The organism is Williamsia muralis (genome assembly GCF_051487485.1).
GTDB lineage: Bacteria > Actinomycetota > Actinomycetes > Mycobacteriales > Mycobacteriaceae > Williamsia > Williamsia muralis_B.
Genome location: NZ_JAHVCV010000011.1, coordinates 118,648 through 132,805 on the forward strand (window position 1 = coordinate 118,648; position 14,158 = coordinate 132,805).

Sequence of the window (14,158 nt, forward strand, 5' to 3'; positions counted from 1 at the left end):
GTAGCACGATTCGGTTCGACAGTTTTGCGTAATGCCTGGTCATCGAGGAAGACCTACCAGCCGAGCGATGATTCCGCGTTGCACATCGTTGGTACCGCCGCCGACGACGTACATCACCGACAGGCGCAGTGCGTACTCGAACTGACCCGTATCCGCCAAAGCGCCTCGGGGGCCGAGGATGTCGAGTGCCGCTTCACCGAACTCCTCAGCGGTCTCTCCGCCGAGCACGCCCGCCATCGGGGCCTCGAGGCGCCCGCCACCGTTGCCATCACCGGTGGCACCGATTGCTGCGACAACCAGTGCTCGGGTCGCTTGGATGGCGACGGCGACCGTGGCGAGTCGCTTTCTACGGGCCGAACCGCGTTGTCCCACGGTGCCTGCGACATCGGTTCGTACCAGATCGAGCAAGTCGTCGAGTTGGCGATGGAGCGCAGCTGCGATGCCACCCATGGTGATCCGCTCTCCCGCCAACGCGTCGGTGATCACGGCCCACCCGCCGTTCACCTCCCCGACCCTGGCCGAATCCGGTATTCGGACGTCGTCGTAGAACACCGAGCACGAGATTTCGCCCGACAGTGCCCGGTGCTGCTGAACCGTGATTCCCGGGGTGTCCATGGGAACCAGGAAGATGGTGATACCGGCATGGCGTGGTTACGCGTGCGGGTCGGTCCGAACCGCCAGCCATACCCAGTCCGCGGTGTCACCGCCTGTGGTCCACAGCTTCTGACCGTTGATCACCCAATGGTCACCATCACGCACGGCGCTGGTCTTCATCGACGCGAGGTCAGATCCCGCCTCAGGCTCGCTGTAGCCCAGACAGAATCGCATCTGTCCTTGGCGGACAAGCGGAAGGAACTTGTGCTTTTGCTCCGGGCTGCCATGCCACAAGATGGAATTGCCGAGCAATGTGACCGAACTGAGAGCTTTGACGAGGCCGGCCCCATGGTACGTCGCCTCCTCGTTGAGGATCACCTGCTCGGCGATCGTCGCCTCGCGTCCGCCGTGTTCGGGCGGCCAGGCGAACCCCAGCCATCCCCGCTCGGCCACCTTTGCGGTGAGTTCGTGATCGTCGGCCAAGATCAGCTGGCCCATGTGTGATGGGTTGTCAGCGAGGAACTCTCGAACCACGCCGCGGAATTCCTCTCCCACCGCAGTCGTCGCGAAGGCAGGCAATGAAACGTTGAGTTCCACGAGCTGGTCGGCCACATCCCCATCCGTCGACGGATACAACGCCAGCCGAACGATGTCCGCGTGCACCCGACGAAACAACCACGGGGCCTCGTGTTCCTCGAAGTAGCCCGTCGCAGCCAGCGTGTGATGCGCGCCGAACTGAACCCGCGGTGCTGCCGAGCATGCGTGCTCGGTGAAGATCGCGACGCTGAGCCCAGCATCAACCGCCCCGGCTTCGCAGCCGCGCCACGCTTCCGCCAGCAGGTGGTCGCCGGCGCGGAGATCTATGTGGCACGAGGCAGTACGTTGTTGTACGGCTCCGAAGCCCCCGATCGGCCTACCGAACTGATGACGAACCTTTGCATGCTCGACCGCCATCTCGTGAGCCCGCCGTGCCGCCGCCATGGCCCGCACGGCAAGTCCCAGCCGCATCAAGCTCATCGCTTCGTTCAGATGGCTCTGGTCGACCTCGACCGAAAACAACGGTTCACCCAGCTGTACGTTCGACCACGCCGGCTGCGCCAAGCCGGGCATCGGTTCCACCGACGTGATCGGCCTCAGATCAGCTCGTCCAGGGTCTGACGTGATTGTCAGTACATGCGATGCGTCCGCCGCACCCTCGAGGTACGAGGCCTCGGTCGCGGAGACATCCGCCTGATGTGCCACCAGAACTCGGAGCGCACCACTTTCGATGTCTGCGATCACTTCGTCTTTGCCTGTGAGCAGACGAACCGCCACAAATCCGTCGAACAACGGCAGCGGGCACGCTACTGCGCCGAGTTCCTGCATCGCGGCGACAATCGCCCCCACCGCATTCGACGAGGCCAGCTCGTACCAACCCTGTTGCGCCGCAACATGCCATAGTTTGCCCAGATCACCAGACTCTGCGGAGGTCGCGGTACCCCACTGGTCTGCCAGAACGCCGGCGACCATCGTTTTGAAGTCGCTCAGCTCTTTGTCAACCATCTTGCCCTCGCTGCCCAATGGCTTTGTTGATTCGGCCGGGGTTCGTCCGGGCCCCGCGGTCGTGCCGTGGGGCCGGACGCTCACCGGTCAGTCGTAGACGATCACGCCCCTGAGATTGGTTCCGGCTTCCATGTCGGCGAATCCTTGGTTGATGTCTTCCAATGCATATGTCTTGGTGACCAATTCGTCGAGGTAGAGCTCGCCACGCTTGTACAGGGCCAGCAGTTTCGGAACGTCGACCCGCGCGTTACATGTGCCGTACAGCGAGCCCTGCAGCCGCTTGCTGGACATCACGAAATCGAGCAGGTTCAGGTCGACCTGTTCCTGCATCGCGGGTGCGGCCGAGTTGATCACCAGGACGCCGCCTTTCCGGGTGAGTACGCCACAGGGACCGACGAGTTTTCCGTAACCCACACCGGCCGAGAGGATCACCCGGTCGGCCATCACCCCGTTGGTCAGCGAACGAACCAGCTCGATTGCCGCATCGAAGTCCGGCACCGCATGAGTTGCGCCGAGCTTCTCGGCCATGTCCCGCTTGAACGCCACCGGATCGACTGCCACGATCGTGCCCGCGCCGGCAGCCCGTGCACCCTGCACGGCGTTGATCCCGACACCACCGGTACCCACCACGACAACGGTGTCCCCGACCTCGGTTCCTGCGGCGTACACCGCAGAACCCCAACCCGTCGGCACCCCGCACCCGATCAGAGCAGCGGTCTGCAGAGGGATGTCCTTGTCGATCTTGATGACCGCGGTCACCGGTGCGACCACATATGGCGAGAACGTTCCGAGGAACGACATCGCGCCCACGGGTTTGCCTTTCGCGTGGATCCGGTTCGTGCCATCGGGAGCCTTGCCACCCAGGACGCCCGCGCCGACGTCGCACAGGTTGCTCATTCCCTTCGAGCACCATTTGCACTTGCCGCACGCCGGCAGGAACGTGGTGACCACGTGGTCGCCGACCTCCAGGCCATGAACTTCGCTGCCGACCTCCTGGATGACACCCGACCCTTCGTGCCCGCCGAGGACCGGGGCGAACGGCAGCGGGATGTCACCGGTGTCAAGGTGGGCGTCGGAGTGACACAATCCCGATGCCGCGAGCTTGATCAGCACCTCGTCAGGCTTTGGTGAATCGAGCTCGATCTCCTCGACACTCCATCCTGAATTGGTACCGGGCTCCCAGAGAAGCGCACCTTTGGTTTTCATCCTGATTCTCCTTGCTAGAGGTGACCGCGTATGAGAGTCATCGCGATTCATGTGGTTGGTGACCGACAAGCTCGGATGGCTTCGTCGGCTGGCGCGTGAGCCGAACGGTCACGCGGGTTCACGCAGGTTGTAGTTCGAAGCCCTCGTATCCGTCCGCGGCGACCTGAATGCACTTGTCGCGGTATGTGTTGACGCCACCCGAATAGGGCATGAAGACACGGGGCTTGCCCGGCACATTGGCGCCCATGTACCAGGACTCGGTGATCCCGTAAAGGGTGGCCTCCGAACACTCCTTGACGTGGTCATCCCATTCCTTTGCCGCCACATCGGTGGGTTCGACCACGGCGAGATTCTGTCGGCGCATGTGGACAAACAGATCCGCCAACCATTCGACGTGCTGCTCGATCGAGACGAGCATGTTGCTCAAGACCGACGGACTACCCGGACCGGTAATCGTGAACATGTTCGGGAAGCCGGGCACTCCGAGTCCGAGGTAGCTCGTCGGGCCGTCGGCCCACTTCTCCCGAAGACTCACGCCTCCTCGACCACGGACGTCGATTGCCAGAAAACTGCCGGTCATGGCGTCGAACCCGGTCGCCAAAACCAGCGAATCGACCTCGAACTCACCTTCTGATGTACGAACACCGCGTTCGGTGATCTCAACGAGAGGAGTCTCACGGACGTCGATGAGTTGCACGTTGTCGCGGTTGTAGGTTTCGTAATAGCCCGTCCCCAGACAGGGGCGCTTGGTTCCGAACGGGTAACCCTTCGGGGACAGCTTTCGCGCGGTCTCCGGGTCGGTCACGATCCGTCGGATCTGCTCGCGGACGAACTCCGCAGCCGTGTCGTTTGCCGCCGGGTCGATGAGAACGTCGCTGTAGGCCTGCAGGATCCCCGTGAGGTTCCCCTGATTCCACCGATCCTGGTACTTCGCTCGCCGCTCCTCGTCACTGTCGGCGAACGCGGACTCCTCACCTACTTCGACTGCTACACCGAAGCCTGAGTTCCGATCGTCGTCGCGTGTCTGTTCGTAGTTCGCCTTGATCGTCGCCACGAGTTCCTGATCGATCGGACCATTGAACGTCGGCAGACAGAAATTGGGCGTGCGCTGAAAGACCTTGAGCGCGGCGGCCTGCTCAGCAATCAGCGGAATGGCCTGAATCCCAGATGATCCGGTTCCGATGACGGCAACACGACGCCCGCTGAAGTCCACCCCCTCCTCAGGCCAACTCGCGGTGTGGAAGGTGTCTCCCTCGAACTTCTCCAGGCCGGGTATCTCCAAGACCTTCGGTCGCGAGAGGCAACCAACCGCCATGAGGAAGAACCGGGCGACGACGTCCTCACCCTGCTCGGTGTGCACCCTCCAGCGTTGTGCTTCCTCGTCGTACTTCGCTGTCGTCACACGCGTGTTGAAGGTGATGTCCTTGCGGAGATCGTGGCGATCTGCGACATGCTGGATGTATTGGAGCAATTCCGGCTGGCCCGGGAACTTCTCGGTCCACTGCCATTGCTGCTCCAACTCTTTGTCGAACGAATACGAGTAGTGCATGCTCTGGACGTCGCATCGCGCCCCTGGGTACTTGTTCCAGTACCAGGTTCCACCTACGTCGGGGGCAGTCTCGAACACCCGGGCAGATATCCCCAGTTGCCGGAGCTTGTGCAGCATGTACAGTCCGGACAGCCCGGCACCGACGATCACCGCCCCTACCTCAGCCGGCTGTTCTTTCGTTTCTGACATCGAAAACTCCTTGTCTGCAGTAGCAACGGCGCCCCGGGCAAATCAACCCACCACGGGGCAACGGGTTGCTGAATCTTCTAGGGCCGGGTCGACAGGGCGCTGTCGATCTCCGCGGCAACAAAATCGAGAGCCTCGGCGCTGCCCGGGAGCAAATTGACCATGGTGAAAAAGCCGTGCATCTGACCGAGGAAATGCCGATGCGACACCGGCACCCCCGCAGTCTCGAGTGCTTTGCCGTAGGCCAGACCTTCGTCGAGCAACACGTCGTGTTCACCGGTGACGAGAACAGCCGGCGGCAACCCACTCAGATCATCCGCTCGGGCCGGCGATGCGTCTGCACTCTTCCGGACCTCCTCTGGCGCATAGTGATCCCAGAACCAGAGCATCGTTTCCCGGCTGAGCATCAGCTGATTCTCCGGGTCGCGGTATGAGGCGGTCTCGAAATCGTTGTCCGTGACCGGATAGACCAGAACCTGCAGCGATATCTCGGGCCCGCCGGCCCGCGCCTTCTGCGAGACCACCGCGGCAAGATTCCCGCCGGCGCTGTCACCGGCGACGATCAATGGAACCCGCTTTCCGGCAACTTTTTCCATGTTGTCGGCAATCCAGGACAACGCATCCCACGCATCGTCAACCGCCGCCGGATACGGAGCCTCCGGCGCGAGCCGGTAGTCGACGAGTGCCACAACACAGCCCGTACGCTCTGCGAGTTGCCTACCGAGCGTTTCGAACTCGTCGATGGTGCCGATGGTCCAACCGCCGCCATGGTAGTAGACGATCAACCCACGCGGGCTGTCGTTGGGTACAAGGAACTGGATCGGGATCGTTCGGTCGCCGAGGTCTGCCGTCGTGCGCTCGTCGCTGACCATCGCCGGACCCGGGCCGTACATCTCTTTGAGCCCGGCGGTGAGACCACGGGCCTGCTCGAGATCCATCTCGTGAAGTGGGGGCTGGCCGGATTCAGCCATCTGCGCCAGCAGCGTCGATGTTGCAGCGTCAAGAGGCATTGACTCGCCTTTCGTTCCATCTGGTGATCACCGGATGGTGAGTGGGGTGATTGGGTGAGATCAGTTGAACTTCACAGTTTTTGTCTCCAGGTAGCCGGACAACCCTTCCAGCCCACCCTCGCGGCCGAGCCCCGACTGTTTGAAACCGCCGAAGGGCTGCGTGACACACATGCCGGCCTCGTTGACGTAGATCTGGCCCGTACGGACTTCTCGCACAACCTTTTCCGCGACGTCGCGATCATTGGTGTAGACGGCGCCGGATAGACCATAGGGAGAATCGTTGGCGATTCGGATCGCATCGTCGATACCGTCATAGGAGATGAGAGAAATCACCGGTCCGAAGATCTCCTCCTGAGCAATTCGCATGCCGTTGTCGACGTCTGTGAAAAGCGTTGGCTCCACGTACCAACCGCGATCGAGCCCCGCAGGGCGGCCGCCGCCGACGGCGATCACCGCTCCCTCACTCTTGCCCAGAGCGATGTACTCCTCCACGCGATCACGCTGGCGTTCGGCAGCGAGCGGGCCCAGCATGGTTTGCGCGTCATACGGGTCGCCGACCACTACCTGGCTCAGGCCCGCCGCCATCGCCTCGGCGAACTCGCTCGCTCGTGAGCGAGGTACGACGACGCGGGTGATCGCGGCGCACACCTGTCCCGTGTGCCCGATGCCCGCGGGCAAGAGGGTCGGCAGGACATCTTCCAGCCTGGCATCCTCCCCCACGATGGCAGCCGACTTTCCACCCAGTTCGAGGGTGACCCGTGCGATTCGCTCTCCGCACAGGCTGGCGATCCGCTTACCCGCAGCTGTACTCCCGGTGAAAGCGATCTTGTCGATTTCTTTGTGGGTGACCAGGTGCTCGCCGACCTCCCGCCCGCCGGGCACAATGTTGACCACCCCGCTCGGCACTCCGGCCGCCTCGATGCATTCAGCCAACATGTAGCTGGTCAGTGGCCCCTCAGGCGCGGGCTTCAAGACGACCGTGCAGCCCGCGGCCAGCGCGGGACCCAACTTGAATGCAGCCGCAGCAACGGCCCCGTTCCACGGAATGATCGCGCCCACAACACCAACCGGTTCGCGGATGATCCGGAAGGTTCCGTCGGCGTCCTCGCGCTCCTCCGAGAAATCAACCTGTTCGTGAAATGCGGCGAACTGGCGGAGCATCGCCACAGCCTTGCCGTGGAAGTTCTCACCCACCGCGATCGGAGCTCCGATCTCGGCGGCGAAGACGTCGGCGAACTGAGGAATCCGCTTCTCGATCTCGTCGGCGAGCCGGCTGAGTACTGCGCCTCGTTCGGCTGGGGTCGTGCGCCGCCACGGGCCGTCGAAAGCGCGTCGGGCGCTGGCAACCGCCGAATCGATGTCCGACGTGGTCGGGTCTGGAACCTGCGCGATTCTCTCCTCGGTGCTCGGGGAAATCACGTCGATCCGCCCACCGCCGCTGGGTGTCACCCATTCGCCGCCGATGAAGAACTTGTCGTAGTCACGGATTGCCGTCTGCACTGAAGCGGACATCTTTCACTCCTCCACACCTTGTGCCGAATGAGTCCGGCATCTCATGTGAAAGGTTAAGTGGCACAGGTCACGTTGGTCTTGGACCGCAGCGCACTACTTTTGATCATGCGAGCACAGTTGAATCATGTGGCAAACGAGTTGCCGAGAAGCTCGCCGCCGAGGGCTGGGGCGTCAGAGCGAGGAGCCGGCAGCAGCCGCTTCGCGGCGAAGCTCGCCCGGCGTGCGATCGAACTCCTTACGGCACAGACGGGACAGGTGCGCCTGGTCGGGAATACCCCATGTGCTCCCGATCATTGCGATCGTCTGCCCCGCATACCGCGGATCGGTCAGGTCCATCCGGATACGCTGCAGCCGCTCCCGCCGGATGTATCCCGCGACACCCACACCCGTTCCCTCGAAGATTTGATGCAGGTAGCGCACCGACACCCCGATCGCGGCGGCGACGTGGGCCGGGTCGATATCGGAGTCCGAGAGGTGTGCGTCGATCCATTCGATGGCCAGTCTCCGGAGCGCCGTCGCTGACACCGCATGGTCGGGTTCCTCGTACAGCGCCGCCGAGAGCATGTCCACGAGCAGGTTCACGCACCGGGCGGCCGTTGTGACCGAACACTCGTCGAGTTGGTCGTGCAGCGTGTTCAGATGGGACTCGAACATCGCCCCGACCCCGCGGCGCAGATTGATGGGTTGCTGTTGAACTCTGGCGATCATCCCTGCGGTGATCGGCAACAGCTCGCGCGGCACCAGAATGGCATCTGCTTTGAAATCTGTTGTCTGCTTCAAGGTGTAGGGATGCGAGGTGTCATAGACGACCAGCGACCGGTTCCCCACGATGGCGGAGCGACCCAGCTGTTCGATGACCGCTTGGCCATGATGCTGTACGAGTACCTTCACCATCGCAGCCGGGGTTCTGCGACAGCCGCGCGATGTCCTCGTCACGGTCTGCGCGACCGATGAAGTGCGTACTACGGCAATGTCTGCTGCTACGAACGAACGGAGCGAACCATGGAAGCTCGATCCGGCGGCTACCTCCAGCTCGATCGGCACCGTGGTGCCGCTGACGAGATCGCGCCAGTGTTCTGCAGTGGTGGCCACCGACTTCACGGTTGAGCCGACCTCCGACACGTGGGTCCGGTGGCGAACTCATCGCCGACACCGTCGGACACGCCGCTGAGCGTGCAGCCAGCAGGCTCCGTTGCCGCCATAGTTACCATCCCTCGCGTGTGGCAGGGCGTCTCGACATGACGCCCAGAACACTGCCCAGACGTCGACGACGTACTGGCACGGTGTAACGCGGATTCTTCGTCGAATCCACCATACGACCGTTAGTCAGTAGACCACAGCGGACGTGATCTGGGTCCGTTTTGACGCAATCCGACCAGCCCTGTCCACGACCACCCAGACGGTTTGCCCACATCACCGAGTTAGCTTGAACAGACGCACCCCAAACTGACTACATCAGTGTTCCGATCCAGGTTGCTGCGGTGTTGACCCCCGACTTCCTGCAGGTTCGGGCGGGCAGATGGTTCCAGCGTCCGGTTTTGCGCGCTCGCACCGGGATCACGAATTCCCTCTACCCACCAAACGATCGTATGGTACTTTGCGTTCACCGGCGGCGCCCGACGCTCCCCCGGGGCTCCAACCCTCAGCGTCACCTACGAAAGGGCCGTCACAATGCGAGCCGTTGTTGCCGCCGGGATCTCCGCAGACGATCCGATCTCCGGCATCAAGATCATCGACATCCCAGAGCCGACACCTGGTCCCGGCCAAGTCGTCGTCAACGTTCGGGCCTGCTCCCTCAACCATCACGACCTGTGGTCGCTTCGTGGTGTTGGCCTGTCTGAAGACAGGCTTCCGATGGTCTTGGGTTCAGACATCGCCGGCGTCACGGACGACGGACGAGACGTCATCGTGCACTCATTGATTGCCGACCCCCACAAGGGCCGGGGCAGCGAGCTTTTCGATCCAGGCCGCGCCATGCTGGCAGACGCGCTGCAAGGCGGTTTGACCGAGCGAGTGGTGGTCCCCGAGCGCAACCTCGTGCCCAAACCGGCGGCGATCAGCTTTGAGGACGCAGCCTGTCTGCCCACGGCGTGGCTGACGGCATACCGCATGTTGTTCGTTCGTGCCCAGGTACGGCCAGGACAGTCGGTGCTCGTGCAGGGCGCCAGCGGTGGCGTTGCCACAGCAATAATTGCGCTCGGACGCGCCGCAGGGCTGCGCATCTGGGTGACCGGGCGCAGCGACGAGAAGATACAGAAGGCCATCGCGCTGGGCGCCGACGCCGGATTCCCAAGCGGCGAGAGACTACCTGAACGCGTTGACGTGGTGATGGACACGGTGGGTTCGGCGACCTTTGCCCACTCGGTCAATTCAGTGCGGACCGGTGGTGTGGTTGTTGTCGCCGGCGGAACCTCTGGCGCCCTGGCGAAGACCGATCTGTCTCGCATCTTCTTTCACCATATTTCGATCCTGGGATCTGCGATGGGCCGGGTCGACGAGCTCGTCGACCTGGTTGCCTATTGCTACAACCGTGATGTTCGCCCGTTCATCGACTCGATACATTCGATGGACAGGGCAGTCGACGCTTTCGCGCGTCTGGAATCCGGGAACGCCTTCGGCAAGGTGGTGATGACGCCATGACACGCCTGCCCGTGATGAACACCGCTGCCACAACGGGTTCGGCGTTGGTGTTGCCCCCGGCCGCAACAGGCCCGATGCAGAATCTGCCCTCGTTGATGCGCCGATACACGCACGCCTACACCAACTGTCACGACTTCGACGAGTGCAGGCGGCTGATGGCCGAGGACTACACGCTGCGCATGGGCGACCACGTGATGAAAGGCCGCGAGGACGAATACATCCCGGCCACTGCGAAGCAGTTCCTTCAGTTTCCCGGTCTCGGCATCTCCGTCCACGACGTGGTGCTGGGCACCGAGCGCGTGGCGATGCACTTCAGCGAATACGGACGGTCGACGTTGACCGGACGTGAGTCGGTCTGGGGCGGAGTCAGTCTCTACAACTGGAACGGCGAGAAGCTCACCGATTGCCGTGTCGAGCAGGACTATTACGCACGTCGCGAGCAGTCACGCTCTGGGGTTCCCGACCTCATGGAGTCACCCGCATTCGACCCGTGGACCGTAGACCCTCAAGAACCGGATGCGGACACCGATCAGTTGGTCCGCGACTGGATCATCGCTGGCGGCATTCTCGACTCCTCGATCGGCTCGCTCGACAACGAGGCCACAACCCTGCCACGTCGCCCACTGCTGGGAGAACGCGGTGTCACGATCCTCGACATGTTCACTGCGGGACCACGCGCAGCGTTTCACGCCGTGATCCGCGGCCGATATGCGGGCGGGCTCGGGTCGCTGGACAACTTCCGAGGAAAACCCACTGCACTGTACGTGGCCGGCCTGGCCACGGTGGTTGGCCAGACCGTCTCCGTCCGAGCTGTCACCGATCGCCTGAACGTCGAGCGAAGGCTGATGCACGGCTGGTAGGCCCTGCACTGCGACCGTTCCGAACCATCGGCCGGAGTTTCATGTGACGCACGCCAGCGACCCGCCCGCACGAGATGGGCACTCGTCCGCAGATCGCCACCCTTGCGACCTGTCGCCCAGGATGGCGCGCGACCTGTTGGAGCACCTCCTCATATGGGCGCCGTTCGGCGGCGCGGAAGCCTCCGACATCTTCATCCGTTACGGAGTGTCCAGAGCGCGTTACCTCGTGCTCGTCGACAACGCCTTCCGATTGGTAGGACATGAACACGACCCGGAGTCACGTACCCAGATCGCCAGAGCGGTTGCATGCCAACGCAACACGCCGATGATCAGCGACGATCGCTGAACCGGAAGGCGGATACCATTGCGGCACTGCTTTATTCATTTCCTGGCAGGTGGTCTTTCGATCGGCGCATTGGGTGTTTCGTTGCCGCAGTACAGCTATTCGCCGCTTGCCTGGATCAACATATTCACGCTAAACTGCCAGTCGTTTGGTAGGTTGACGATCGCGCGTCGAGGGGATCACGTATGTGGACAAGTGTGAGCACGTTGGGTGATGTCGTTGACCGGCAAGCAGATCGCAACACCGGAATTGCCACCGTCATTGACGGAGAGCGGCTTTCCTATCCCGAACTGTCTGCGCGCACAGACAGATTTGCAGCGAGCCTGATCGGCCTGGGCGTCAACGCCGGAGACAAGGTCGGCATCCTCATGCCGAATTGCCTCGACTTCATCGTGGCCCTGGTCGCCAGCGCCAAAATCGGCGCGATCAGTGTGCCGATCAACGGCCGTTTCAAACTGCAGGAGGCCGGCTATGTGATTGACCATGCGGATCTGACCGTGCTACTCACCAGCCGCGACGACCAGGGCACAGACTTTCCTGCGCTGGTGGCCGAAGTGCTACGAAGCGCCACGCGTGACGCTGGGCGGCCATCCGGCAGCCCCCTTCGCGACATCGTGAACTTCTCATACCGCGATCAGAGCTCCCTCGACCGTGACGCTTTTGACCGGGCGGGTGACAACGTCACCACCGAAGCCGTGAAAGTGCGGCAGAGTCGCGTCCGCGTTCGCGACGTTGCCCTGTTGATGTACACATCGGGCACTACGGCACGTCCCAAAGGCTGCTTACTCACTCACGAGGCGATCAGTCGTCAAGGCGAGAAGATCGCGAAGACGCGCCTCCTGCTGACCCCAGACGACGCCCTCTGGGATCCCCTGCCCCTCTTCCACTGCGGCGGCATTGTTCCCATGTTCGGAGCTTTCAGTGCGGGTGCAACCTACTGCCACGCAGGCCATTTCGATGCCGGAGACGCGCTGCGGGTAATTGCGGCAGAGAAGTGCACAGTTCTCTACCCATCCTTCGAGGCGATCTGGTTGTCCATTCTCAACCACCGCGACTTCGACACGACCGATCTGTCGCATGTACGACTCATCCAGAACATAGCCACACCCGAACGAATGGCCCAGTACGAGACCCGCATGCCCTGGGCAAAACAGGTCACTTCATATGGATCGACTGAATGCGCGACAAACTTGACCATGGGCCATCCCGACGATCCGCTGGAGGTTCGCATTTCGACACTCGGACGGGTCGTCGAAGGCATGGAGGTCAAGATCGTCGACCCCGAGACCGGTGATGAGGTTCCTCGAGGGACCATGGGAGAGTTGTGCTTCCGTGGGTACTCGTGCTTCGAAGGCTATTGCAAAGATCCGGTGCAGACGGCTGCGGCGTTCGATGCCGACGGATTCTTCCACTCCGGTGACCGAGCCAGCGTCGACTCGGACGGCATCGTGCGGTTCGGTGGCCGGCTGAAGGACATGTTGAAGATCGGCGGCGAGAATGCTGCGGCCATCGAGATCGAAGACTTCCTGTCGCGTCACGAGGCCATCCGCGTCGTGCAGATAGTGGGGGTACCCGACGAGAAGTACGGCGAGGTGGCAGCAGCGTTTGTCGAACTCAACAGCGGTCAGTCTTTGACCACTCCTGAATTGCAAGAGTTCTGCGTCGGATCCATTGCCACCTACAAGATTCCGCGTTACATGCGGACTGTGTCCGAATGGCCGATGTCGGGCACGAAGATCAAGAAATTTGAACTCCGGGACGCGCTTGCCCGCGAACTCGCCGATGCAGGCATCGTCGTTGCACCGCCTGTGCGGTCACAGACCTCCACGCCGACCGACTGAGTCGTGCAATCACCTACAGCTGGACAAAGGCTGTTGTCGAAAAGCGAACGCTGAAAGCGTCCACTCGGGGCGCAACAACCAGGTAGGAGGCACGGAATGCTCGAAACCATGCGGAAGTATGTGTACGCATTCGTCAACAGCCACGACTTCGAAGTGCCTCGAGAGATCATGTCGTCGGACTACACGCTCCACATGGGCACGAACACCTTGGTCGGTCGGGACGACCACTACCTGCCGGCAGTACGTCACCAGTTCGCCCAGTTTCCGAACCTCGGCTACACCATCCACGATCTGATCGCCGAGGAGGACCACACCGCCGTCTTGTTCAGCGAACATGGTGCATCCCTTCGCGAACCGCACCACCTGGCCGCCTGGACGGGCGTTGCGATCTATCGAGCGGAGCACGGTCGCCTGGCAGAGTGTTGGGTGGAACAAGATCACTTGGGGCGTCGGCACCAGATCGCGACCGGCACACCCGACCCTCTCGGACCGCCGGCAATTGACCCATGGACCGCCCACGCGTCCGCCGCGCATGGAGACGAAGGCGATGCTCTGGACCAGTGGAGGTCGCGCCTGACTCACTGGCCTCCCATCGGCGCGGACTTCGATCCTGGCCAGGCATCAGCGGTCCAGCCGCAGATCGACGTCGAATCAACCTCACTCAACGCGGTCGTGATCGGAAGCGGACGCCTCGCCTTCAACATCACCGTTCGCGGGCGCTACACCGGCGGATTCGCGGACTTTGATCACAAGGTCGGCACTCCGGTCGAGACCTACGCAGGCGCGTTCGCCTCCGTCCACAGCGGCATCCTCGCCGACATTCACGGAGTGAGCAATCGTGTCGCCGTCCAGCGACAACTGAAGGATGGCTGAAC

12 protein-coding genes are annotated in these 14,158 nt (G+C 62.4%); 5 read left to right on the top strand and 7 right to left on the bottom strand.

The features are described from left to right. Window positions 1-39 precede the first annotated feature (39 nt). From KXR83_RS24135 to KXR83_RS24165, 7 genes are all read right to left on the bottom strand, one after another. Window positions 40-615 carry an acyl-CoA dehydrogenase family protein gene (locus KXR83_RS24135; RefSeq protein ID WP_437427026.1) on the bottom strand — a complete coding sequence of 192 codons (576 nt, stop codon included), beginning with the start codon at window positions 613-615 and terminating at the stop codon, window positions 40-42. A gap of 36 nt (window positions 616-651) precedes the next feature. Further along, the gene (locus KXR83_RS24140) at window positions 652-2,136 is read right to left on the bottom strand and encodes an acyl-CoA dehydrogenase family protein (protein ID WP_437427027.1); all 1,485 of its coding nucleotides are present in this window, start codon (window positions 2,134-2,136) and stop codon (window positions 652-654) included. Between the two features lie 87 nt (window positions 2,137-2,223). After that, window positions 2,224-3,342 (bottom strand): NDMA-dependent alcohol dehydrogenase, encoded by a 1,119-nt coding sequence (locus tag KXR83_RS24145; RefSeq protein ID WP_437427028.1) that lies wholly within the window; start codon window positions 3,340-3,342, stop codon window positions 2,224-2,226. A 118-nt stretch (window positions 3,343-3,460) separates the two neighbouring features. After that, window positions 3,461-5,080: a flavin-containing monooxygenase gene (locus KXR83_RS24150; RefSeq protein WP_437427029.1), complete on the bottom strand. Its 1,620-nt coding sequence runs from the start codon at window positions 5,078-5,080 to the stop codon at window positions 3,461-3,463. 77 nt (window positions 5,081-5,157) lie between these two features. Beyond that, window positions 5,158-6,087: an alpha/beta hydrolase gene (locus KXR83_RS24155; RefSeq protein ID WP_437427030.1), complete on the bottom strand. Its 930-nt coding sequence runs from the start codon at window positions 6,085-6,087 to the stop codon at window positions 5,158-5,160. Between the two features lie 60 nt (window positions 6,088-6,147). Beyond that, on the bottom strand, window positions 6,148-7,599 hold the full coding sequence (locus tag KXR83_RS24160) for an aldehyde dehydrogenase (RefSeq protein ID WP_437427031.1): 1,452 nt from the start codon (window positions 7,597-7,599) through the stop codon (window positions 6,148-6,150). A 171-nt stretch (window positions 7,600-7,770) separates the two neighbouring features. Further along, on the bottom strand, window positions 7,771-8,691 hold the full coding sequence (locus KXR83_RS24165) for a helix-turn-helix domain-containing protein (protein ID WP_437427032.1): 921 nt from the start codon (window positions 8,689-8,691) through the stop codon (window positions 7,771-7,773). 579 nt (window positions 8,692-9,270) lie between these two features. Between KXR83_RS24165 and KXR83_RS24170 the strand changes: the two genes are divergently transcribed. The 5 genes from KXR83_RS24170 (at window position 9,271) to KXR83_RS24190 (ending at window position 14,156) form a co-directional block, all read left to right on the top strand. After that, window positions 9,271-10,239, top strand: a complete 969-nt coding sequence (locus KXR83_RS24170) for a zinc-binding dehydrogenase (RefSeq protein WP_437427033.1) — start codon at window positions 9,271-9,273, stop codon at window positions 10,237-10,239. Next, window positions 10,236-11,099 carry a nuclear transport factor 2 family protein gene (locus tag KXR83_RS24175; RefSeq protein ID WP_437427034.1) on the top strand — a complete coding sequence of 288 codons (864 nt, stop codon included), beginning with the start codon at window positions 10,236-10,238 and terminating at the stop codon, window positions 11,097-11,099. The genes KXR83_RS24170 and KXR83_RS24175 overlap by 4 nt, the downstream gene beginning before the upstream one ends. A 121-nt stretch (window positions 11,100-11,220) precedes the next feature. Continuing rightward, window positions 11,221-11,445 (top strand): hypothetical protein, encoded by a 225-nt coding sequence (locus KXR83_RS24180; RefSeq protein WP_437427035.1) that lies wholly within the window; start codon window positions 11,221-11,223, stop codon window positions 11,443-11,445. 194 nt (window positions 11,446-11,639) lie between these two features. Beyond that, the gene (locus KXR83_RS24185) at window positions 11,640-13,283 is read left to right on the top strand and encodes an AMP-binding protein (protein ID WP_437427036.1); all 1,644 of its coding nucleotides are present in this window, start codon (window positions 11,640-11,642) and stop codon (window positions 13,281-13,283) included. Between the two features lie 96 nt (window positions 13,284-13,379). Further along, window positions 13,380-14,156, top strand: coding sequence for an ester cyclase (locus tag KXR83_RS24190; protein ID WP_437427037.1), 777 nt, complete (start codon window positions 13,380-13,382; stop codon window positions 14,154-14,156). The last annotated feature ends 2 nt before the right edge of the window (window positions 14,157-14,158 follow it).

Bases quoted from the DNA above. Each gene is read 5' to 3' on its own strand.
- KXR83_RS24135 (WP_437427026.1), bottom strand. From the start codon at position 615: ATGGACACCCCGGGAATCACGGTTCAGCAGCACCGGGCACTGTCGGGC.
- KXR83_RS24140 (WP_437427027.1), bottom strand. From the start codon at position 2,136: ATGGTTGACAAAGAGCTGAGCGACTTCAAAACGATGGTCGCCGGCGTT.
- KXR83_RS24145 (WP_437427028.1), bottom strand. From the start codon at position 3,342: ATGAAAACCAAAGGTGCGCTTCTCTGGGAGCCCGGTACCAATTCAGGA.
- KXR83_RS24150 (WP_437427029.1), bottom strand. From the start codon at position 5,080: ATGTCAGAAACGAAAGAACAGCCGGCTGAGGTAGGGGCGGTGATCGTC.
- KXR83_RS24155 (WP_437427030.1), bottom strand. From the start codon at position 6,087: ATGCCTCTTGACGCTGCAACATCGACGCTGCTGGCGCAGATGGCTGAA.
- KXR83_RS24160 (WP_437427031.1), bottom strand. From the start codon at position 7,599: ATGTCCGCTTCAGTGCAGACGGCAATCCGTGACTACGACAAGTTCTTC.
- KXR83_RS24170 (WP_437427033.1), top strand. From the start codon at position 9,271: ATGCGAGCCGTTGTTGCCGCCGGGATCTCCGCAGACGATCCGATCTCC.
- KXR83_RS24175 (WP_437427034.1), top strand. From the start codon at position 10,236: ATGACACGCCTGCCCGTGATGAACACCGCTGCCACAACGGGTTCGGCG.
- KXR83_RS24180 (WP_437427035.1), top strand. From the start codon at position 11,221: ATGGCGCGCGACCTGTTGGAGCACCTCCTCATATGGGCGCCGTTCGGC.
- KXR83_RS24190 (WP_437427037.1), top strand. From the start codon at position 13,380: ATGCTCGAAACCATGCGGAAGTATGTGTACGCATTCGTCAACAGCCAC.